General features: G+C 72.1%; 18 protein-coding genes. 9 read left to right on the forward strand and 9 right to left on the reverse strand.

Going from position 1 to position 21,302, the window contains the following annotated elements; all coding sequences use genetic code 11:
• Positions 1-1,644: FAD-dependent oxidoreductase (locus EAD89_RS07375; RefSeq protein ID WP_147458770.1), on the reverse strand; the 1,644-nt coding region annotated here is incomplete at its 3' end.
• A 145-nt stretch (positions 1,645-1,789) separates the two neighbouring features.
• On the opposite strand from EAD89_RS07375, the gene EAD89_RS07380 reads away from it, so the two are divergent.
• The gene (locus EAD89_RS07380) at positions 1,790-2,908 is read left to right on the forward strand and encodes an LCP family protein (RefSeq protein ID WP_121656403.1); all 1,119 of its coding nucleotides are present in this window, start codon (positions 1,790-1,792) and stop codon (positions 2,906-2,908) included.
• Positions 2,909-2,953: 45 nt separating this feature from the next.
• Here EAD89_RS07380 and EAD89_RS07385 read toward each other — a convergent pair whose 3' ends face one another.
• Both EAD89_RS07385 and EAD89_RS07390 read right to left on the reverse strand, forming a co-directional pair.
• A complete protein-coding gene (locus EAD89_RS07385) occupies positions 2,954-4,411 on the reverse strand; it encodes a M1 family metallopeptidase (protein ID WP_121675194.1) in 1,458 nt (485 codons plus the stop codon).
• A 106-nt stretch (positions 4,412-4,517) separates the two neighbouring features.
• Positions 4,518-5,870: a M1 family metallopeptidase gene (locus tag EAD89_RS07390; RefSeq protein WP_233578297.1), complete on the reverse strand. Its 1,353-nt coding sequence runs from the start codon at positions 5,868-5,870 to the stop codon at positions 4,518-4,520.
• 452 nt (positions 5,871-6,322) lie between these two features.
• On the opposite strand from EAD89_RS07390, the gene EAD89_RS07395 reads away from it, so the two are divergent.
• Complete coding sequence (locus EAD89_RS07395; protein WP_121656406.1) at positions 6,323-7,444, forward strand: sugar phosphate isomerase/epimerase; 1,122 nt, start codon at positions 6,323-6,325, stop codon at positions 7,442-7,444.
• A 104-nt stretch (positions 7,445-7,548) separates the two neighbouring features.
• Here the strand turns inward: EAD89_RS07395 and EAD89_RS07400 are convergent, their stop codons facing one another.
• Entirely contained in the window at positions 7,549-8,667 is a 1,119-nt protein-coding gene (locus EAD89_RS07400) for a GuaB3 family IMP dehydrogenase-related protein (RefSeq protein WP_121656407.1), read from the reverse strand.
• 27 nt (positions 8,668-8,694) lie between these two features.
• Positions 8,695-10,257: an IMP dehydrogenase gene (gene guaB / locus EAD89_RS07405; protein WP_121656408.1), complete on the reverse strand. Its 1,563-nt coding sequence runs from the start codon at positions 10,255-10,257 to the stop codon at positions 8,695-8,697.
• Between the two features lie 186 nt (positions 10,258-10,443).
• Between guaB and EAD89_RS07410 the strand changes: the two genes are divergently transcribed.
• Positions 10,444-10,863 carry a DUF5319 domain-containing protein gene (locus tag EAD89_RS07410; RefSeq protein WP_121656409.1) on the forward strand — a complete coding sequence of 140 codons (420 nt, stop codon included), beginning with the start codon at positions 10,444-10,446 and terminating at the stop codon, positions 10,861-10,863.
• Positions 10,864-10,981: 118 nt separating this feature from the next.
• Here EAD89_RS07410 and EAD89_RS07415 read toward each other — a convergent pair whose 3' ends face one another.
• The gene (locus EAD89_RS07415; RefSeq protein WP_121675196.1) at positions 10,982-11,794 is read right to left on the reverse strand and encodes a response regulator transcription factor; all 813 of its coding nucleotides are present in this window, start codon (positions 11,792-11,794) and stop codon (positions 10,982-10,984) included.
• A gap of 252 nt (positions 11,795-12,046) precedes the next feature.
• Between EAD89_RS07415 and EAD89_RS07420 the strand changes: the two genes are divergently transcribed.
• A complete protein-coding gene (locus tag EAD89_RS07420) occupies positions 12,047-12,430 on the forward strand; it encodes a WhiB family transcriptional regulator (RefSeq protein ID WP_121656411.1) in 384 nt (127 codons plus the stop codon).
• A gap of 493 nt (positions 12,431-12,923) precedes the next feature.
• Here the strand turns inward: EAD89_RS07420 and EAD89_RS07425 are convergent, their stop codons facing one another.
• From EAD89_RS07425 to groES, 3 genes are all read right to left on the reverse strand, one after another.
• Entirely contained in the window at positions 12,924-14,654 is a 1,731-nt protein-coding gene (locus EAD89_RS07425; protein WP_121675197.1) for a molybdopterin-dependent oxidoreductase, read from the reverse strand.
• 123 nt (positions 14,655-14,777) lie between these two features.
• The gene (groL, locus tag EAD89_RS07430) at positions 14,778-16,415 is read right to left on the reverse strand and encodes a chaperonin GroEL (protein ID WP_121675198.1); all 1,638 of its coding nucleotides are present in this window, start codon (positions 16,413-16,415) and stop codon (positions 14,778-14,780) included.
• 70 nt (positions 16,416-16,485) lie between these two features.
• Positions 16,486-16,800: a co-chaperone GroES gene (gene groES / locus EAD89_RS07435; RefSeq protein WP_084757526.1), complete on the reverse strand. Its 315-nt coding sequence runs from the start codon at positions 16,798-16,800 to the stop codon at positions 16,486-16,488.
• 336 nt (positions 16,801-17,136) lie between these two features.
• Between groES and EAD89_RS07440 the strand changes: the two genes are divergently transcribed.
• From EAD89_RS07440 to EAD89_RS07460, 5 genes are all read left to right on the forward strand, one after another.
• Complete coding sequence (locus EAD89_RS07440) at positions 17,137-17,937, forward strand: helix-turn-helix transcriptional regulator (RefSeq protein ID WP_147458771.1); 801 nt, start codon at positions 17,137-17,139, stop codon at positions 17,935-17,937.
• The gene (locus tag EAD89_RS07445) at positions 17,928-18,119 is read left to right on the forward strand and encodes a DUF397 domain-containing protein (protein WP_121675200.1); all 192 of its coding nucleotides are present in this window, start codon (positions 17,928-17,930) and stop codon (positions 18,117-18,119) included. The genes EAD89_RS07440 and EAD89_RS07445 overlap by 10 nt, the downstream gene beginning before the upstream one ends.
• 114 nt (positions 18,120-18,233) lie before the next feature.
• Entirely contained in the window at positions 18,234-19,436 is a 1,203-nt protein-coding gene (locus EAD89_RS07450) for a methyltransferase domain-containing protein (protein WP_121675201.1), read from the forward strand.
• A gap of 10 nt (positions 19,437-19,446) precedes the next feature.
• Positions 19,447-19,926, forward strand: a complete 480-nt coding sequence (gene ybaK / locus EAD89_RS07455; RefSeq protein WP_121675202.1) for a Cys-tRNA(Pro) deacylase — start codon at positions 19,447-19,449, stop codon at positions 19,924-19,926.
• A 178-nt stretch (positions 19,927-20,104) separates the two neighbouring features.
• Positions 20,105-21,199: a sugar ABC transporter substrate-binding protein gene (locus tag EAD89_RS07460; RefSeq protein ID WP_121653995.1), complete on the forward strand. Its 1,095-nt coding sequence runs from the start codon at positions 20,105-20,107 to the stop codon at positions 21,197-21,199.
• Positions 21,200-21,302: the final 103 nt, after the last annotated feature.

The raw sequence follows: 21,302 nt of genomic DNA on the forward strand, positions 1-21,302 counted from the left end.
GACCGGGTCCACCCGAAGGTACGGGCTGCCGAGCGGGGGGCGCGGGTCGGGCTGGTCCCGGTTGGGCCAGAGGGACATGGCCCGCTCGGCCTGAGCGGTGATCGTCAGCGACGGGTTCACGCCGAGGTTGGCCGAGACCGCCGCGCCGTCCACCACGTGCAGCCCCGGGTGCCCGTACACCCGGTGGTAGGGATCGATCACGCCGTCGGCCGGGGTGGCCCCGATCACCGCGCCACCCAGGATGTGCGCGGTCATCGGGATGTCGAACGGCTCGGTGAGCGAGCCGCCGGGCGTACCGCCGATCTGCTCGGCCAGCAGCCGGGCGGCCGTGTTGCCGGCCGGGATCCAGGTCGGGTTGGGCGCGCCGTGACCCGGGCCGGTGACCAGCCGGCGGCCGAGCGCGCCACGCCGCCACCGGGTGCTCAGCGAGTTGTCCGCCGACTGCATCACCAGGGCGATCACCGTCCGCTCCGACCAGCCACGCACCGAGAGCATCCGCGCGGCCAGGCCCGGCTGCCGCACGATGCTGCCCAGCCAGCGCCGGACCCGGTGCGGACCCCCGTCCACCAGCAGCGACTGGAGCAACCCCATCGCGTTGGACCCACGCCCGTAGCGGACCGGTTCGACATGCGTCTGCGGGTCGGGGTGGAACGAGCTGGTGATCGCCACCCCCTCGGTGAAGTCCAGCCGCTCCGACCGGGCACGCTGGCGCGGCACCGAGGCCCCCAGGATCGCCTCCGAGTTGGTCCGGGTCAGCTCGCCCAGGCGCGGCGAGAGCCCCGGCAACGCGCCGTCGGTCTTCATCGCGTGCAGCAGCCGCTGGGTGCCGAGCGCCCCGGCCGCGAAGACCACCTGGTCGGCCTGGAGCACCTGACGACGGCGACGCAGCCAGGCCCCGGTGCGTTCGGTGTGCACCTCGTACCCGCCGCCGGCGGCCGGCCGGACGGCGGTCACCGTGGTCAGCGGGTGCACGGTGGCGCCCAGCCGCTCGGCGAGCCAGAGGTAGTTCTTGACCAGCGTGTTCTTCGCCCCGTGCCGGCAGCCCGTCATGCACGAGCCGCAGTGCAGGCAGCCGGTGCGCTCCGGGCCGGCGCCACCGAAGTACGGGTCGGCGACCCGCTCGCCGGGGCGGCCGATGTGCACGCCGACCGGGGTGGCGTGGAAGGTGTGCCCCACCCCCATCCGCTCGGCCACCGCCCGCATGGCCCGGTCCGCGCCGGTGTCCACCGGGTACGTGGTGACGCCGAGCATCCGCTTCGCCTGGTCGTAGTGGCGGGCCAGCTCGTCGCGCCAGTCGGTGATGTCCCGCCACTGCGGGTCGGTGTAGAAGGCGGGCAGCGGCTCGTAGAGGGTGTTCGCGTAGACCAGCGACCCGCCGCCCACCCCGGCTCCGGAGAGCACCAGCACGCCACCGCCGGATCGCCGGTCGGCAGGACGGAGCAGGGTGATGCGCTGGATGCCGTAGCAGCCCAGCTTCGGCGCCCACAGGAACCGGCGGGCGCGCCACGACGTCTGCGGGAACTCGTCGTCGGCGAACCGCCGGCCCGCCTCCAGCACGCCGACCGAGTAGCCCTTCTCGGCCAGCCGGAGCGCGGTGACGCTGCCGCCGAAGCCGGACCCGATGACGATCACGTCGTACCGCATGAACGCATCATTACCGGTGAGTAGCGCTCGCGCCAGCGGCAGTTTCGCGCGATCATGCTCCGGCCGACCGACCCGGCGCCTTCCGGCCGCAACCCGGAGCACCCGTCGGAGCGTTGTTCCGGATACGGGTGGAAGGAAATCCAAGATGGTCCTCGGATCGATGGCACCGCGTCGACGGTGGCTGCTGCTGGGGCTGGCGGCCCTCGCCATCGTCGCGCTGGTCGCGGCCGGGGCGGTGGTGGTCACCCGGCTGACCGGCGGCAGCACCCCCGAGGGTGCGGCACCGCCCGGCTCGCCGAGCGCGCCGCCGGCCGGCACACCCAGCGCCAGCCCGACCGGGCCGCCGCCGGGCGCCAACATCACCGGGCCACTGAACCTGCTGCTGGTCGGGGTGGACACCCGGGTCAGCGTGCCCGGCTGGGAGCCGCACGCCGACGCCGTGCTGGTGCTGCACGTGCCCAAGGGGCTGGGCCGGGCGTACCTCTTCTCGCTCCCCCGTGACCTGCTGGTGGACATCCCGGCGTTCCCGAAGGCCGACTACTCCGGCGGAAAGACCAAGCTCACCCACGCGATGAGCTTCGGCAGCCGGGTGCCGGGCAAGCCCAAGCAGCCGAGCGCCGCCCAGGGGTACGAGCTGCTGCGCAGCACGGTCAGCGGGTACACCGGTCTGCGCATCGACGCCGGCGCGGTGCTCACCTTCACCGGGTTCGACCGGCTGGTGACCGCCCTGGGCGGCGTGGACGTCTACATCGACCAGCGGGTCGAGTCACTGCACCGCCGGCCCGACGGCAAGTACCGCGAGAGCGCCCCCGGCGGGTACAAAGGGCCGCAGATGGTCTACGAGAAGGGCGACCGGCACCTCAACGGCTGGCAGGCGCTGGACTACGCGCGGCAGCGCTACATCACCGGCGGCGACTACGCCCGGCAGCGCCACCAGCAGCAGCTGATCCGCGCGTTGACCCGCAAGATCCTGGACGAGGGCCTGGCCCGGCAGCCCGAGCGCGTCGACCAGGTGGTCGCCGCGCTGGGCGACACCCTGATCTACGTGGGCGGTCGGCGCATCGTCGACCTGGCGTACGCGCTCAGCAACGTCCCGGAGGACCGGTTCGTGCTGGTCGGCCTGCCCGGCTCGGGCGTCGGTAAGGGCAGCGCCTACCGCGGCGAACAGCTCACCAGCGTCGGCCGGAAGTTCATCACCGAGCTGCGCGCCGGTCGCGCCGACGCCTACCTGGCCGCCCATCCCACCCTGCGCGTCAAGGCCTGACCCCGTTCCCCGCGATCGCACCGGATCGCGGGGAACGGGTCGGGATCAGAGGGCCTTGGGGGTGGGAGGCTTCTTCGTGCCGTAGAGCCAGGCGTCGAAGACGGCGTCGAGCCGCTTGCCGGAGATGCGCTCGGCGAGGGCGACGAACTCGGCGGTGGTGGCGGTGCCGTTGCGCTTCTCCGCCGCCCAGGTCTTGACGATCTTGAAGAACGCCTTGTCGCCGACGGCCACCCGCAGCGCGTGCAGGGTCATCCCGCCGCGCTGGTAGACCGACTCGCTGAACAGCTCCTTCGCACCGGGCCGGCCCGGCGGCGTCTTCCACACCTGCGCCGGCACCCGCGCGTACCGGATGTCGAACGCCTGCTCGGCGGTGTACTCCTTGGTGTGCTCGGCCCAGAGCCACTCCGCGTACGTGGCGAAGCCCTCGTTGAGCCAGATGTCCTCCCACTTGGCCAGCGCCACGCTGTCGCCGAACCACTGGTGGGCCAGCTCGTGCGCGACCACCTCGGTGTTCTCGCCCTGCCGGAAGAAGCTGGCGGCGTAGACCGGGCGGCTCTGCGTCTCCAGCGCGTAGCCGATGCGGCTGTCGGAGACCACCACACCGCCGTACGCGTCGAACGGGTACGGCCCGAACACGCTCTCCAGGTAGTCGGCCACCTTGACGGTCTTCGCGATCGACGCGTCCGCCGCGCCCTTGGCCACCTTCGTGGTGACCGCGCTGTACACCGGTCGTCCCTTGTGCTCACCGGTGGTGATCCGGAACTTGCCGATCACCAGCGTGCTCAGGTAGCTGGCCATCGGCGACTTCTCCGACCACTTCCAGGTGGTCCAGCCGTCCTTGCTGGTCTTGCCGCCGGGTACGCCGTTGCTGACGGCGGTCAGACCGTCCGGAACGGTGATCTCGAAGTCGTAGGCCGCCTTGTCGGAGGGGTGGTCGTTGACCGGGAACCAGGTGCTCGCGGACTCGGGCTGACCGAGGGCGATGGCGCCGTCGGTGGTGTGCAGGAATCCGCCGTCGCCGAGCACCTCGTTCTTCAACGGCTTCGGCTCCCCCTCGTACCCGATCTCGGCGACGAAGCCGTTGCCGGCGATCAGGCCGGCGGCCGGCTTGATCACCAGCTCGTTCTTCTCCCGGGTGTGGGTGGCCGGGGCGCCGTCCACGGTGACCGACTTGACGGTCAGGCCGGCCAGGTCGAGGTTGAACGTCGACAGGTCGGCGGTCGCGGTTGCCTGCACCGTGGCCGTGCCGGTCAGGTGGTCCTTCGCCGGGTCGTAGCGCACCTTGACGGTGTACCGCCCGACGTCGTAGCCGCCGTTGCCGTAGGTGGGGAAGTAGGCGTCACCGACCCCGGCCGCGCCGGGAGTGAACGTCCGCGACGGCGTCGGGGAAGCGTTGGCTGTCGGGGCCGCCTCCGGGGCCGCCGAGTCGCATCCGGACAGCGCGAGCGCCCCGGTCACCAGCAGACCGACGCCAACCCGCAGCCTGCGCCCCGTCACCCACATCACGAGCCCTCCCCAGTACGGCGGAGGCGGCCTGCGCCGCTCCACGCGAAGGGCGCCTGCCCGCCGATCGCAGGCGGCAGCCTATCGACCGACGATCACGGGCCCGTCACGGCAGGGTGGGTGCCGCGCCGCCGACCAACCAGGCGTCGAAGAGCGGGCGCAGCTGCCGGTTCGCCACCCGTTCGGCCAGCGCCACGAAGTCCGACGTGGTGGCGTTGCCCGCCGCCCGCTCGTCGGTCCAGGTGCGCAGAATGCGGAAGAAGGTGTCGTCGCCGACGGTGCGGCGCAGCGCGTGCACGGCGAGCGCGCCGCGCTTGTAGACGGCGGTGCCGAACATCCGCTCCCGGCCCGGCTCGACCGACGGCTGCGACCAGTCGGTCGCCGCGTACTGGAGCTCGAAGTTGCGCTGAGCGGTGCGGCCGCCGTCGTGCTCCTCCCACAGCCACTCCGCGTAGCTGGCGAAGCCCTCGTTGAGCCAGATGTCGCCCCACCTGCTGAGTGACACGCTGTCGCCGAACCACTGGTGGGCCAGCTCGTGCGCGACCACTCCCAGGTTGGGCCGGTCGTCGGCGAAGAAGGCCGGCCCGTAGACCGGTCGGGACTGGGTCTCCAACGCGTAGCCGATCCGGTCGTCGGCGACCACGATCCCGCCGTACGAGTCGAACGGGTACGGGCCGAAGCGCGTGGCCAGGAAGTCGGCGATCTCACCGGTCCGGGCCAGGGAGCCGGCCGCGCCACCGGTCGCCGGCAGGCTCGCCGCCACCGCGGTGACCATCGGGCGGCCGGCGTGACTGCCGCTCACCACCCGGTAGTCGCCGATGACCAGCGTGGTCAGGTAGCTGGCCATCGGCGCCTTCTCCGACCACGTCCAGGTGGTCCAGCCGTCCCTGCTGGTCTTCGGCCCGGGCACCCCGTTGCTCAGCGCGGACAGGCCGTCCGGGACGGTCACCGCGAGGTCGTAGCCGGCCTTGTCGGACGGGTGGTCGTTGACCGGAAACCAGGTGGCGGCGGAGTCCGGTTGGCCGAGTGCGACCGCTCCGTCGGCGGTGTGCAGGAAACCGCCGCTGCCCAGTTCCCCGTCGGTGCTGGCGGTGGGCACGCCCGCGTACTCCACCACCGCCGTGAACGGCCGGCCGCGTGGCAACCCGTCGTGCGGAGTCACCGTCAGCTCGCCGTCGTCGCGGCGGTGCTCGGCCGGGGCGCCGCCGACGGTGACCGCGCCGACGTCGAGCCCGGCAAGGTCCAGATTGAACCGGGACAGGTCCTGGGTGGCGGTCGCCGTGATGGTGGCCCGGCCGGTCAGCCGGTCGGTCGCCGGGTCGTAGCGGACGTCCAGGCCGTAGTGCGTGACGTCGTAGCCGCCGTTGCCGCGCCCCGGGACGTACGGGTCTCCGGCGTCGACGGCGCCGGGCCGGAACCCGTCGTCGTCGCGGGTGCAGCCGGCCGCGCCCACCGCCATCGCACAGCTCACCGCGGTGACGGCGGCGGCGAGCCGGTGGCGGGCGGACGTCCGTCCGGTCAGGACCATGGGCACTCCTCCTGCGGCCTCCCGGGTCACGACGAGCCTAGCCAGCGCCGGCGGGCAGGAGGCCCGTATCGAAGACCATCAGTTGCTTTCGTTGAATCAAACAAAAGTTGGCTCTGATCAATACTTTCTTTCGGCTTCGACCGACGTTAGTGTCTGTCTCCAAGATGTAACGCGTTCGGAACATTCACACCGGTGGAGTCGGGACGGAACAACCGTTCCGTCCGCACACGGCGTGGACCTGCCCCTTCGACCTCGCGGCACCGCACACTCCCGGCCCCGCCGGAAATGCGGAACGGTCGCTCGACGGCGCCCCGCGACCTGACTCTCGTCGCACCTCTGCTGATCGTCATCGACGGCGACTGCCGTCGCGAAAGGTGGAACAGATGCCAGATCACACCGCACCCGACGCCTCCTCTCCCGGCCGGCTCAGCCGACGGTCCCTGCTGGCCGCGTCCGCCGGCGCAGCCGCCGCGCTCGGAGCTGCCGGCCTGCCCGTCCTCGCGACCGGCACCCCCGCGCTCGCCGACCCCAAGGACAAGGGGAAGAGCAAGCTGCGGGTCGAACCGCTGATCCCGGCGAAGAACCGCGGCATCATCCTCTACAGCGTCCGGGACCGGATCTCCGCCGCGCCCGACGACAGCGGCGTGCCGTACGGCTTCGAGCGGGTTCTCGCCCGGCTCGCCGAGATCGGCTACAAGGAGATCGAGTTCGCCGGCTACACCCAGAGCACCGAGATCCTCGGCCGGCAGATCACCCCGCGGGAGATCCGCAAGATCCTCGACGACAACGGACTGGTGGCCAACGGCACCCACGCCTCGATCCAGCCGGCCACCTTCCAGCAGCAGCTGGACATCGCCGAGGAACTCGGCATGAAGAACATCGGCACCGGCAGCGACCCGACCAACAGCGCGTACAAGGCCGAGTGGGACGCCGCCGCGGACATCTGGAACGAGCTGGGCCGGCAGGCCCGGGCCCGCGGCATGCGGCTCTACACCCACAACCACGACGCCGCGTACAGCTTCCTGATCGACCGTGGCCCACGCGACGACCAGGGCCGGCAGACCCGATCCTCCGGCATCCGCCGGCTCGAATACTTCTTCGAGATCACCGACCCGCGGTACGTCTTCTTCGAGCTGGACATCTACTGGGCCTACGTGGCCCGCTACAAGCACCAGAAGTACGTCGACCCGGCGGGCCGCGAGGTGACCGACCTGTTCGACCCGATCCTCACCGTGGCCGACCGGACCACCCGGTTCCCGCTCTTCCACGCCAAGGACGGCGACCGGGACACCAGCGTGCCCAACGGCTACCAGATGACCCCGCTGGGCGAGGGCGACCTCAACTTCCAGCAGTTCTTCCAGACCATCGGCGAGCGGGACTTCCACCACGCCAACTGGGAGATGGACACCGCCCCCGGCGGCACCGAGAACAAGAGCCAGTCCCTGGACTTCGCGGCGACCAGCTACCGCAACATGTCCGACCTGACCATCTACCTCAAAAAGTAGCCGCCGGCGCGGCCCGGGTTCACCGGGGGCGCACACCCCCCGGTACGACGGAGGCCGGCCCCGCGACGATGCGGGGCCGGCCTTCCGACGTGCGGAGAACGGGGTCAGCGGTCGAGGACCAGGCCGACCTTCTGGAACTCCTTGAGGTCGCGGTAACCGCACTTGGCCATCGCCCGGCGCAGCCCGCCGAACAGGTTGAGCTGGCCGTCGGCCTCGTCGGCCGGGCCGAAGAGCAGCTGCTCCATCGAGCCGATCGGATCGCCGGAGACCTCGAACGCGCCCCGCGGCAGCGACGGGTGGCTGGCCGCCGAGTGCCACCAGGCACCACCGGCGGGCGCCTCCTCGCAGAGCGACAGCGGCTCGCCGAGCATCACCGCGTCCGCGCCGCAGCCGAGCGCCTTGGCGATGTCACCCGAGGTCTGGATGTCGCCGTCGGCGATCAGGTGCACGTACCGGCCGCCGGTCTCGTCGAGGTAGTCCCGCCGGGCCGCCGCCGCGTCGGCGATCGCGGTGGCCATCGGCACGCGGATGCCCAGCACCGACTCGGTGGTCGACCACTCGTCGCCCCCGATGCCCACGATCACGCCGGCCGCGCCGGTCCGCATCAGGTGCAGCGCGGTCTTGTAGTCCGTGCAGCCCCCGACGATCACCGGCAGGTCGAGGTCGGCGATGAACTCCTTGAGGTTCAACGGCTCGTCGGTGGTCGACACGTGCTCGGCCGAGACGATGGTGCCCTGGATGACCAGGATGTCCACCCCGGCGTCCAGGATCACCGGCGCCAGCGCCAGAGTGTGCTGCGGGGAGACCCGCACCGCCACCGTGCCGCCACCGGCGCGCAGCTCGCGGACCCGCTCGGCGATCAGGTCGGGGCGGATCGGCTCCGCGTACACCTCCTGGAGCCGCTTGGTGGCGCGGGCGTCCTCGTCGAGGCCGGCCAGCTCCTCCAGCACCTTGGTCGGGTTCTCGTAGCGGGTCCACAGCCCCTCGACGTTGAGCACGCCGAGGCCGCCCAGCTCACCGAGCCGGACCGCCGACGCGGGGCTCATCGTGGCGTCGGAGGGGTGGCCGACGCACGGGATGTTGAACGGGTACGCGTCCAGCTGCCAGGCGGTCGAGACGTCGTCGACGTCCCGGGTCCGGCGGCTCGGCACGATGGCGATGTCGTCCAGGTGGTAGCCGCGCTGCGCGGTCTTGCCCAGCCCGATCTCGACCACGTCACGCATGGGGGACTCCAGATTGTTGGGGGATGGTCAGCGGGAGTGGTAGTTGGGCGCCTCGACGGTCATCTGGATGTCGTGCGGGTGGCTCTCCTTGAGCCCGGCCGCCGTGATCCGGATCAGCTGGCCACGCCGGTGCAGCTCGGGGATGCTCTCCGCGCCGACGTACCCCATCGCGGCCCGCAGCCCGCCGGTGAGCTGGTGGGCGACCGCGGACAGGGGGCCCCGGTAGGGCACCTGACCCTCGACGCCCTCGGGGACCAGCTTGTCCTCGGCGAGCACGTCCTGCTGGAAGTACCGGTCCTTCGAGTACGACTTGGCCTGCCCCCGGGACTGCATCGCGCCGAGCGAGCCCATCCCGCGGTACGCCTTGTACTGCTTGCCGTTGATGAAGATCAGCTCGCCGGGGCTCTCCTCGCAACCGGCCAGCAGGCTGCCGAGCATCACCGTGTCGGCGCCGGCCACCAGCGCCTTGGCGATGTCGCCCGAGTACTGGATGCCGCCGTCGCCGATCACCGGCACGCCGGCCGGACGCGCGGCCCGGGCCGCCTCCATGATCGCGGTGATCTGCGGGACGCCGACCCCGGCGACGATCCGGGTGGTGCAGATCGCGCCCGGACCCACACCGACCTTGATTCCGTCGGCGCCGGCGTCGACCAGCGCCTTCGCGCCGGCGTACGTGGCCACGTTGCCGCCCACGATGTCGATGCCGACGTCCTTCTTGAGCTGGCGGACCATGTCCAGCACGGCCCGCTGGTGGCCGTGCGCGGTGTCCACGATCAGCACGTCGACGCCCGCGTCGACCAGGGTGCGGGCCCGCTTGTACGCGTCCTCGCCGACCCCGACGGCGGCGGCCACCCGCAGCCGGCCGGCCTCGTCCTTGGTGGCGTTCGGGTACTGCTCGCTCTTGGTGAAGTCCTTGACGGTGATCAGCCCGCGCAGCCGGCCCGAGTCGTCGACGATCGGCAGCTTCTCGACCTTGTGCCGGCGCAGCAGCTCCAGGGCCTCGTCCTTGCTCACCCCGACCCGGGCGGTGACCAGCGGGGGCCGGGTCATGATCTCGTGCACCGGGGTGTCCGGCTCGGAGACGAAGCGCATGTCGCGGTTGGTGACGATGCCGACGAGCTGGCCGTCGCCGTCCACCACCGGCACGCCGGAGATCCGGTACCGCCCGCACAGCTCGTCGACCTCGCGCAGGGTGTCGTTCGGGCTGGCGGTCACCGGGTTGGTGATCATGCCGGACTCGGAGCGCTTGACCAGGTCGACCTGGAGGGCCTGGTCCTCCAGGGAGAGGTTGCGGTGCAGCACCCCGATGCCGCCCTGACGGGCCATGGCGATCGCCATCCGCGCCTCGGTGACGGTGTCCATCGCGCTGGAGAGCAGCGGGACGGTCAGTTCGATCCCGCGGGTGAGCCGGGTGCGGGTGTTGACCCGGCTGGGAACCACGTCCGACTCGCCCGGCTGGAGCAGAACGTCGTCGAAGGTGAGCCCGAGCGGAACCACCCGGGCCGAGCCGGCCGGCAGCTCGGGCAGGTGGCCGCCCAGCTCGGCGTGCTCGGCGCCGGCCGGAAGGTCGGTGCTGGGCGAATTTTCCACGATTGCTCCCCTGAGCTGCTCGGATCGACTTCAGCGAGGTGGCGCGGGCGGGCACCGGAACGCGCCACGGTGCCGGCACGTCGTCCCATCGTACCCAGTGAGCTGGGCGACTCCTTCGGTGGCGGGCCGGCCCGGCGCGCGCCCCGGGGGCGGACGCTCCCGCCGTCTTGGGTCTACGGTGAGGGGGTGCACGACGAGCCCATCGACCCGTTCAACGGCGACCCGGCCGATCCGACCGCGGGGCTGGACGACCCGGGCGACGACGCGACGCCGGATCCGCTGACCGACGTCGAGCGGCAGGATGTGCTGGAGGACCTCGCCGACCTGGAGATCTACCAGGCGCTGCTGGCACCCATCGGGGTGCGCGGGCTGGTGATCGAATGCGAGGACTGTCGGGAGCCGCACTACTTCGACTGGGACCTGCTCCGGGGCAACCTGCGACACCTGCTCAACTCGGGCCGGCCCCGGGTGCACGAGCCGGCGTACGACCCGGACCCGGACCACTACGTGACCTGGGACTACGCCCGCGGGTACGCCGACGGGGTGCACGACACCCTGACCGAGGGCACCGAGGACGAAGCGGGCACGTCCCCCTCCACCGACTGACCACGCGGTGACCGCGCCGGTGTTCGAGCCGGCAGGATCGTGCGGCGACAAGGAAACAGTGGTCTCCCGGTTCGGGGAGACCACTGCATCACGGTCAGGCGCGCGGCTGAGTGGTGGATCAGGCGACCAGTCCGGCGCGGAACCCGGCGGCCACGGCGTGCGCCCGGTCCCGGGCGCCGAGCTTGCGGAACAGCCGACGGGCGTGGGTCTTGACGGTGTCCTCCGAGACGAACAACTCCCGGCCGATCTCCGCGTTGCTCTTGCCCTCGGCCATTCCCAGCAGCACCTGGAGCTCCCGCTCGGTGAGCCCGATCGACGCCCGGGCGGGCCGGGCGCTCGGGGCGGGCCGGGGCGGATCGGTCTGGTCGGCTTCCGGCTCACCGTTCGGCGACTCGACCTCGTCGTCGCCCCGCTGCACCGGCACGGACGGCACACCCGCCGGCCCCTCGTTGGGCGGGCCGCCCCGGCCGGGCTCACCCGCGCCGCGTACCGACGGCGCGGAGCGCCCGCCGACCGCCGCGGTGTCCCGGGCCGGATCGGTGATCCGTTGCCGGGAGGCCCGGCCGGGCGCGGTGAGCAGCAGCAGTGCCTTGGCCACGGCGCTGGTCAGGTCGTGGTCGGCATTCTGGATGAGGCCGCGGGCGCCGGCGCTGATGGTGGCCGCCGCCGCCTCGGCCTCCTCGGCGCCGAGCAGCACCACCGCGGCCTGCGGGGCGCGGGCCAGGACCCGGCGGACGAAGCCCGCGCTGTCCGGCCGGGTGAGGGCCGTGTCGGCCAGCACCACGTCGGCCGGCCGCTCGGCCAGCCGCAGCATCACCTCGGGATCGGAGACGGCGGTACGAACGATCGCGGACAGACCCAGCCGCGCGGCGGCCGAGGTCAGGTGCTGGGCCGCGAGTGGTGTCCGAACGCACACAAGAACGGTACGCACAGTGATCTCCTTTCCGTCAACGAGCAGACCATGACGGGGTCGGCTGGGGAGGGGGTTCCCGGCAATCCTCCGAACTTTTCCGACAGATAGGGCAAAAGCCGCAATATCCAGGGCGTTCTCGATCACAGACGTGTGAGTCGGGTACAGCCCGGGTACCGAGAAATCCAGGCCGGGAACGGTGCGCCTGCGCGGCCCGCCGCCCGGAAGCCGGCCACAAGGATCTCGCGGTGCCGCGCGGGAGGAGGGGTGCTGATGTCGAACGTACGTAGACTGCCCGGACCCATCGTCGATCTCTGGGACTGGCAGCGGCTCGGTGCCTGCCGAGGGCGGGACAGCGCCCAGTTCTTCCACCCCGACGGCGAGCGGGGTTCCTCCCGACTGCGTCGGGAGTCCGCCGCCAAGTCCGTCTGCCGCGCCTGCCCGGTCCGCGCCGAGTGCGCCGCGCACGCCCTGTCGGTCCGCGAGCCGTACGGCGTGTGGGGCGGCTTCAGCGAGTCCGAACGGCTGCGCCTGCTCGCCGTCGGCTGGGAGGACCTGGCGGACCGCCGGCAGTCCCGGGTCGACGTGGCACGCCTGGAGGCCCGGCTGGGCCGCCCGCACAAGTCCACCGTCCCGGCCCAGCGGAACGTCGCCTGACCCCGGGCACACCCCCCTCGAACGAGCCGCGAACCGCGCCCCGACCCGGGGCGCGGTTCGCGCCTTCCCGGCCGCAGGCGCGCTTTGCGCCTTCCGGCCGCAGGCACGGCTTGGCGCCTTCCCAGCCGCAGGCGCGGCTTGGCGCCCTCCCGGCCGCAGGCGCGCATTGCCGCCTTCCCAGCCGCAGGCGCGGCTTGGCGCCCTCCCGGCCGTGGGCGCGGTTTGGCGCCCTCCCGCTGCGGGGCGCCGCAGATCTTGGACAGTTTCCGTTCGTGCGGAACGGAAACTGTCCAAGATCTCCACGTGCGGCCCCCGCACTGCCGCGCGGCCCGCCTCAACCGGCGGGAACGAAACTGTCCAAGATCTCCACGTGGCAGCCCCCGCACCGCCGCGCGGCCCGCCTCAACCGGCGGGAACGAAACTGTCCAAGATCTCCACGTGGCAGCCCCCGCACCGCCGCGCGGCCCGCCTCAACCGGCGGGAACGGGGGTGCTCAGCGGACGGTGACGGTGACCGTGTGCAAGCCGGTGGCGCCGTCCGGGACGACGCCCTGCTTACGCTCGGTCTGGGTCGCACCGGTCGCGTCGGTCGCCCGGACCTGGAGCCGGTGCTCACCCGGCGTGGCGTCCCAGCGCCACGACCACTGCACCCATGTGTCCACCGACACCGTCGGGGCCAGTTCCGCCTCCTGCCAAGGCCCGCCGTCGACGCGTACCTCGACTCGGCGGATGCCCCGGTGCTGCGCCCACGCCACCCCGGCAACGGTGACCGGGCCGGTCGTCAGCCGGTTGCGCGCCCGGGGCGCGTCGATCCGCGACTGGGTCTTGATCGGCCCCTCGACGGACCAGCCCCGCGGCACCCAGTACGCGTCGAAGTCGGCGAACCGGGTCAGCTCCAGCTCGGTCACCCACTTGCAGGCGGACACGTAGCCGTAGAGGCCGGGCACCACCACCCGGACCGGGAAGCCGTGCTCGACCGGCAGTGGCTCGCCGTTCATGCCGATCGCCAGCAGCGCGTCCCGCCCGTCGCGGAGCGCCGCGGTGGGGGTGCCGCACGTCCAGCCGTCGACCGAACGGCCGACGACCTGGTCGGCGTCCTCCTCCGGCTCGACCTCGTCCAGGAGTTCGCGCAGGGGTACGCCGAGCCAGCGCGCGTTGCCGATCAGGTCCCCACCCACCTCGTTGGAGACGCAGGCCAGCGTGATGTACCGCTCGACCAGCGGCCGGGCCAGCAGGTCGGCGTAGCTGTAGGTGCGCTCGGTACGGACCCGCCCGTGGATCCGCAGCCGCCAGGTCGCCGGGTCCACCTGCGGCACCACCAACGCGGTGTCGATGCGGTAGAACCCGAAGTTCGGGGTGACGTACGGCGCGAGCTGGGCCATCGAGAGGTCCGCGCCCGCCGGCAGGGCCGGTGCGGGGACGGCCGGCGCGGGCAGCCGGATCGCCTCCCGGGCGGCGGACACGCCGCGCCGCCCGGCCAGCCAGCGCCCGCCGAGACCGGCCACCGTGGCGGTGCCGAGCAGCACCCCGGCGCTGGTGAGGAACCGCCGCCGGGACTCCGGGTCGACCCCCTCGCCCGGTGCCCGCCCGACGGGCACCGACGGCGCGGCCGGGGTCACCGGGGCCGGCAGGCCGTCCGAGCCCACCGGCACCGCCGGAGCGGGCGACACGGCAGCGGGCGGCGCGGTCGCATCGGACGGCACGGGCGGAGTAGGCGGCGCGGTCGCATCGGACGGCACCGCCCCAGCGGACGGCCCGGGCGGAGTGGGCGGGGACCAGGGCCAGGGGTCCAGCTCCAGCGGGCCGGCGATGAACAGCCAGAGCACCAGGGCGCCGAGACCACCGCCGACCAGCGACGGCAGCGCGTCGGCGGCGTCCGCACCGGAGCGGGTCAGCGCGGCGGCCACACCGACGGCGGCGAACGCCGCGATCCCGGCCAGGCCGAGGGCCAACCGGCGCACCGCCAGCATCCCGAGCAGCGCGGCGAACGCGCCCAGCAGCAGCGCGGTGCCGACCAGCAGGGCGATCTTGTCGGCGGTGCCGAAGATGTCGATGGCGAGCTGCTTCAGCGACTCCGGGACGGCGTCGACGACCACCCCGCCGACCGCGACCAGCGGCGCCGACCGGGGCCCGGTCAGCACGGCCACCGGTTCCGCGATCCCGATCGCGACGGCGGCGGCGGTGACTCCGGCCAGCGCGGCGTACCGCCGTGACGTGGTGCTCATCGGCCCAGTGTGCGCGATCAACTCGGCGGGTCGCCAACCATGTCAGCGTGCGGTAATGATCTGGAGACGGACCGGGGCACACCGCCGTACGACGGTGTGCCCCGGAACGGTGTCGCTATCGGGTCAGAAGCCCGGGCCGTGCTGGTGGCCGTGGCCGTGCCCGCCACCGGCGGCGGCCGGCTCGGCCTGCTCCGGCTTCTCCACCACGAGGCTCTCCGTGGTGAGCAGCAGGCCGGCGATCGAGGCGGCGTTGGTGACCGCGTTGCGGGTCACCTTCACCGGGTCGATGATGCCGGCCTTGACCAGGTCGACGTACTCGCCCTGGGCGGCGTCGAGGCCGTTGCCCCACTTCAGGTCGGCGACCTTCTGGGTCACGACGTAGCCGTCGTGGCCGGCGTTCTGCGCGATCCAGCGCAGCGGCTCGATCAGCGACTTGCGCACGATCGAGACGCCGACCTTCTCGTCACCGGTGAAGCCCAGGTCGTCGTCGAGCACCGGGAGGATCTGCACCAGGGCGGCGCCGCCGCCGGGCACGGTGCCCTCCTCGACCGCGGCCTTGGTCGCCGCGATGGCGTCCTCGATGCGGTGCTTGCGCTCCTTCATCTCGACCTCGGTCGCCGCGCCCACCTTGATCACGGCGATGCCGCCGGAGAGCTTCGCCAGCCGCTCGGCCAGCTTCTCCCGGTCCCAGTCGGAGTCGGAGGCCTCGATCTCCTTGCGGATCTGAGCCACCCGGTCGGCGACGTCGGCCTTCTGGCCGCCACCGTCGACGATCGTGGTGTTCTCCTTGTCGACCACGACACGCCGGGCGGTGCCGAGCACCTCCAGGCCGACCTGGTCGAGCTTGTAGCCCAGCTCCGGGGCGACCAGCTCGGCGCCGGTGGAGATCGCGATGTCCTGGAGCATCGCCTTGCGCCGGTCGCCGAAGCCCGGGGCCTTCACCGCGCAGACCTTGAGGGTCTTGCGCAGCGAGTTGACCACCAGGGTGGAGAGCGCCTGGCCGTCCACGTCCTCGGCGATGATCAGCAGCGGCTTGCTGTTCTGCAGGACCTTCTCCAGCAGCGGCAGCAGCTCCTCGATCGCCGAGATCTTCTGGGTGGTGACCAGGATGTACGCGTCCTCAAGGACGGACTCCTGACCCTCCAGGTCCGTGATGAAGTTCGGCGAGATGAAGCCCTTGTCGAACTGGAGACCCTCGGTCACGTCCAGCTCGGTGGTGAGCGCGGAGCCCTCCTCGACGGTGATGACACCGTCGCGGCCGACCCGCTCCATCGCCTCGGCGATCAGCTCGCCGATGGTGGAGTCCTGCGCGGAGATCGTCGCCACGTTCGCGATCGACTCCTTGCCGGTGACCTCCGCGGCGCGGCCGAGCAGCGCCTCGGAGATCTTGGTGGCCGCCGCATCGATGCCCCGCTTGAGCCCGGCGGGGTTGGTCCCGGCGGTCACGTTGCGCAGGCCCTCGCGGACCATGGCCTGGGCCAGCACGGTCGCGGTGGTGGTCCCGTCGCCGGCGACGTCGTTGGTCTTGGTCGCCACCTCCTTGACCAGCTGCGCGCCGAGGTTCTCGTAGGGGTTGGTGAGCTCGATCTCCTTGGCGATGGTCACACCATCGTTGGTGATCGTCGGCGCACCGAATTTCTTGTCCAGGACGACGTTGCGCCCGCGCGGGCCGAGGGTGACCTTGACCGCGTCCGCGAGGGCGTTGACACCGTGCTCCAGCAGGTGCCGGGCGTCGTCCGAGAAGCTCAGGATCTTCGCCATGAATGTCCCTTCGAAGCGCCACTGCCCCGGCCCGGCGAGCCGGACCGGGGCAATGGCACTGATCGGTTGCTTACTTCTCGATGACCGCGAGGACGTCGCGGGCGGAGAGCACCAGGTACTCCTCGCCGGCGTACTTGACCTCGGTGCCGCCGTACTTCGAGTAGAGAACGGTGTCGCCGACCTTGACGTCGAGCGGCACACGGTTGCCGTTGTCGTCGATCCGGCCCGGGCCGACAGCGAGGACAGTGCCCTCCTGCGGCTTCTCCTTGGCGGTGTCGGGGATCACGATGCCCGACGCCGTGGTGGTCTCAGCCTCGTTCGCCTGGACCACGATCCGGTCCTCGAGCGGCTTGATCGCAACCTTGGTCGCGGTAGTCACGGGCATACCCTCCTGGGGTACTGGTTTCGTTGCTGACCGGCGGGGCCGGCCAGCGTCAATCTGCCACATGCCACCGGGCGGGACCGTCGTCGCGGGTGCCGGTCCGCCTGGCGTTTCGCACCCGGGTCGCGAGACCCGGAGGCTGGCACCCTCAGGGTGAGAGTGCTAATCGCAGGTTATTCCGTGGCTAGCACTCCGTCAAGGAGAGTGCCAACGCGCCGTCCGTCGTGTCGCCACAGTTCCGCCAGTCGTTACCGCAACACGCCGGGAGCGCCTCGCCCCACCGTGGCCATCTCCCTACCGTCGGTTGCCACCCACCTGACACCGACGAAGGGGAGCCGAGTGTCCCGGATACCGACACTGACGTTCCTGCACGAACAGCTACGCCGGGCACGCCAGGCGCGCGGGCTCAGCCAGGAGGAGCTGGGCAAGCTGATCAACTACTCATCGTCGTACGTGAGCGCGGTCGAGACCGGGCAGAGCCCGGTCAAGCCGGACTACGTCGGCCGCATCGACTCGACCCTGGACACCGGCGGCCTCTTCGTCGGCATGCTGGAGCTGATCCGCTTCCATGCCGCGCCGGACTGGTTCCGCCCGTGGGACGAGAACGAGCGGGAGGCGGTGGCGCTGCGCTGGTACGACCCGACGGTGATCCCCGGCCTGCTCCAGACCGAGGGGTACGCGCGGGCGATGCTCGGCGTGGGCGGCGAGCTGACCGCCGACGAGGTGGAGACCCGGGTGGTGGCCCGGCTCGCCCGGCAGTCCGTGCTGACGGCCGAGCCGCGTCCGCACCTCGTCGCGGTGCTGGAGGAGCACACGCTGCGCCGGCAACTCGGCGACCGGGAGATCATGCGCGAGCAGCTAGAGCATTTGCTCGCCGTGGGCACCGAGCCGAACGTGCAGGTCCGGGTCGTGCCGGCCGACGCTCTCTGGCATGCCGGGCTCGCCGGCCCGTTCATCGTGGCCCGGCTTCAGACCGGGGCCGAGCTGGCCCACCTGGACAACCAGCTCCGGGGGCAGACCGTGGACAGCCCGAACGACGTTGCCGCCCTGGAGCGACGCTGGGAGACTGTGACCGGCGAGGCGCTGCCATGCCGGCAGTCCGCCCGGCTGATCGAGGAAGTGGTGCAGACATGGACCTGACCCACGCCACCTGGCGCAAGGCCTCCCGCAGCAACCAAAACGGCGGCGCCTGCGTCGAGGTCGCCGACAACCTGCCCGGCGTGGTCGCCGTGCGGGACAGCAAGGACCGGACCGGCCCGGCGCTCATCTTCACCCCGACGACCTGGCGGGCGTTCGTGGCCGCCACCCGCACCCCGCGCTGAATTTGGGGCTCCGGCCGGCGATCCGGCCCGGGCTCCAGCTCGGCGAGGCGACGGCACCCCGCCGCCCGTCCCCCGGCCTCGGTCACCTGACATCCGGGCCGGGAGAATGGGCGGGTGGATCTCGACCAGTTGGCTGCCCTGCGTACCCCCGAGGGGTCGGCCGCGCTCACGGCGGCGGCCGGGCTGGCCGGCGGCGACCCCCTGGCCGCGGCGTCGGCGCTGCGCGCGGCCGGGGTGCCGCCGACGCTGGCCGCGGCGGCACTGACCCAGGTGGAGCTGCGCCACCGGGCGGTCGGCAAGTTCGGCCCGGCCGCCGCCGGGATGTTCCTCACCCGCGCCGGGCTGGAGCAGGCCACCCGCCGGGTGGTCGCCGACCGCCGGGCCGCCCGGCTGCGCGACGCCGGCGTGCGCACCCTGGCCGACCTCGGCTGCGGTCTCGGCGCCGACGCGCTCGCCGCGGCCCGCGCCGGCATCCGGGTGTACGGGGTGGAGGCCGACCCGGTGACCGCCGCGATGGCCGCCGCCAACGCGGCGGCGGCCGGGCTGGCCGAGCTGTTCACGGTCGAGTGCGGTGACGCCACCACGTTCGACGTCTCCCGGGTCGACGGAGTCTTCTGCGATCCGGCCCGGCGGCGGGCCGGCACCGGGCGGCGGATCTTCGACCCGCGCGCCTACTCGCCGCCGTGGGACTTCGTCACCGGGCTCGCCGAGCGGGTGCCACGCACCGTCGTGAAGGTCGCGCCGGGGTTGGATCACGCGCTCATCCCCGTCGGCGCGGAGGCCGAGTGGGTCGGGGTGGACGGCGACCTGGTCGAGGCCGCGCTCTGGTGCGGCGACCTGGCGGAGGTGCCCCGCCGGGCCACGCTCTACCGGCAGGGTGCGGGCGGCGACGAGGCCCGCCGCCACCAGCTCACCGGCTCGGGCGCCGCGGAGGCTCCGGTCGGGCCGGCGCGCCGCTACCTGTACGACCCGGACCCGGCGGTGGTCCGCGCGCACCTCGTCGCCGAGCTGGCCGGCGAGTTGGACGCCACCCTCGCCGACCCGAGCATCGCCTACCTCTACGCCGACCGTCCGACCCGCACCCCGTACGCGCGCTGCCTGGAGGTGACCGACGTGCTGCCGTTCTCGCTCAAGCGCCTGCGGGCCCTTCTGCGGGACCGCCGGGTGGGCCGGGTGGAGATCCTCAAGCGAGGTTCCGCGCTCACTCCGGAGCAGCTCCGGCGGGACCTGCGGCTGACCGGTGACGCGGCGGCGAGCCTGGTGCTCACCCGGGTCGCCGGGGCGCCGACGGTGCTGATCTGCCAGCCGGTCGACTAGGTTCGTCGACGTGGCGGGACAGGGCACTCCGGCGACAGCGCTGCTGGCCAAGCACGGGATCGCGCACCGCACCCACCCGTACCGGGTGGCGCCGGACGCGCCGAACTACGGCGCGCTGGTGGCGGCGGCGCTCGGCGTACCCGCGGAGCGGGTGTTCAAGTCGCTGGTGACCGAGGTCGACGGCGCGCTCACCGTGGCGGTCGTTCCGGTCACCGGTGAGCTCGACCTCAAGGCGCTCGCGGCGGCGGTCGGCGGCAAGCGGGCGGCGCTGGCCGAGCGAACGGTCGCCGAGCGGGCGACCGGCTACGTGCGGGGCGGGATCAGCCCGCTCGGGCAGCGCCGGCGACTGCCCACGGTGCTGGACGCCTCCGCGCTGGACCTGCCGACGATCTATGTCTCCGCCGGCCGGCGCGGCCTGCAACTCGAACTGGCCGCGGCGGATCTGGTGGCGCTGACCGAGGCTCGCACGGCGGCGTTGCAGACCCGCTGACGGCTGCCCTTCATGGTCAACTCCCCTGGATGACCGGGGAGTGACGGTGGCGTTGCTGAATTGTTATCGCTCCCAACAAACTTGACGCCCCGTCGGTCTTGTGGGCCGCGCGCGAGGCGCAATACGTTGCCGGGCACAACAAAAGAACACCTTCCCCCACCCCGAAAGGACCCTGCACATGCGTAAGGGGCTCCTCACCATCGCCGTCGTGGGCCTGCTCACGACCGGCAGCATGACCGCCTGCGGCGACGACGCCGGCGACGACCAGGCCAGCTCCGCCAAGACCCCCAAAATCGGCGTGATCCTCCCCGACAGCAAGTCCTCCGCCCGCTGGGAGAGCGCGGACCGACGGTTCCTCGAAGAGGCGTTCAAGGCCGCCGGCGTCAAGTACGACATCCAGAACGCCCAGAACGACAAGACCGCCTTCCAGACCATCGCCGACCAGATGATCACCAGCGGCGTCACCGCCCTGATGATCGTCAACCTGGACTCCGGCACCGGCAAGGCCGTGCTCGACAAGGCCAAGTCGCAGGGCGTCGCCACCATCGACTACGACCGGCTCACCCTGGGCGGCTCGGCCCAGTACTACGTCAGCTTCGACAACGAGACCGTGGGCAAGCTCCAGGGCGAGGGCCTGGTCAAGTGCCTGACCGACCAGGGCGCCAAGAACCCGGTCGTGGCGTACCTCAACGGCTCCCCCACCGACAACAACGCCACCCTGTTCAAGAACGGCTACGACTCGGTGCTCAAGCCGAAGTTCGACGCCAAGGAATACACCAAGGGCCCCGAGGACGCCGTGCCGGCCTGGGACAACGCGCAGGCCGCGACGATCTTCGAGCAGCAGCTCACCAAGGCCAGCGGCAAGATCGACGGTGTGCTGGCCGCCAACGACGGCCTCGGCAACGCGGCCATCTCGGTCCTGAAGAAGAACAAGCTCAACGGCAAGGTGCCGGTGACCGGGCAGGACGCCACCCCGGAAGGCCTCCAGAACATCCTCGTCGGAGACCAGTGCATGACCGTCTACAAGGCGGTCCGGGAAGAGGCCAAGGCCGCCTCCGACCTGGCCATCGCGCTCGCCAAGGGCGAGAAGAAGGACACCGGCCAGACGGTGAAGGACCCGGAGGGTGGCCGGGACGTCCCCTCGGTGCTGCTCACCCCGAAGGCCATCTACAAGGAGAACGTCAAGGACGTCATCGCCGACGGCTACGTGACCAAGGAAGAGGTCTGCACCGGGGCGTACGCCAAGCTCTGCGCCGACGCCGGCATCAGCTGACCGACGCCGCAGTACCCGCCGGGACGACCCTCGCCGCCCGGCACGGGAGCACCCTCCCGTGCCGGGCGGCGCCCGCCGGACGGCCCCCGACCCTCCCTTGAGA

The organism is Micromonospora sp. BL4 (genome assembly GCF_003667505.1).
Lineage (GTDB): Bacteria > Actinomycetota > Actinomycetes > Mycobacteriales > Micromonosporaceae > Micromonospora.

Bases quoted from the DNA above. Each gene is read 5' to 3' on its own strand.
- EAD89_RS07380 (WP_121656403.1), top strand. From the start codon at position 1,790: ATGGTCCTCGGATCGATGGCACCGCGTCGACGGTGGCTGCTGCTGGGG.
- EAD89_RS07385 (WP_121675194.1), bottom strand. From the start codon at position 4,411: ATGTGGGTGACGGGGCGCAGGCTGCGGGTTGGCGTCGGTCTGCTGGTG.
- EAD89_RS07390 (WP_233578297.1), bottom strand. From the start codon at position 5,870: ATGGCGGTGGGCGCGGCCGGCTGCACCCGCGACGACGACGGGTTCCGG.
- EAD89_RS07395 (WP_121656406.1), top strand. From the start codon at position 6,323: ATGCCAGATCACACCGCACCCGACGCCTCCTCTCCCGGCCGGCTCAGC.
- EAD89_RS07400 (WP_121656407.1), bottom strand. From the start codon at position 8,667: ATGCGTGACGTGGTCGAGATCGGGCTGGGCAAGACCGCGCAGCGCGGC.
- EAD89_RS07420 (WP_121656411.1), top strand. From the start codon at position 12,047: ATGTCGAACGTACGTAGACTGCCCGGACCCATCGTCGATCTCTGGGAC.
- EAD89_RS07425 (WP_121675197.1), bottom strand. From the start codon at position 14,654: ATGAGCACCACGTCACGGCGGTACGCCGCGCTGGCCGGAGTCACCGCC.
- groL (WP_121675198.1), bottom strand. From the start codon at position 16,415: ATGGCGAAGATCCTGAGCTTCTCGGACGACGCCCGGCACCTGCTGGAG.
- groES (WP_084757526.1), bottom strand. From the start codon at position 16,800: ATGCCCGTGACTACCGCGACCAAGGTTGCGATCAAGCCGCTCGAGGAC.
- EAD89_RS07445 (WP_121675200.1), top strand. From the start codon at position 17,928: ATGGACCTGACCCACGCCACCTGGCGCAAGGCCTCCCGCAGCAACCAA.
- EAD89_RS07460 (WP_121653995.1), top strand. From the start codon at position 20,105: ATGCGTAAGGGGCTCCTCACCATCGCCGTCGTGGGCCTGCTCACGACC.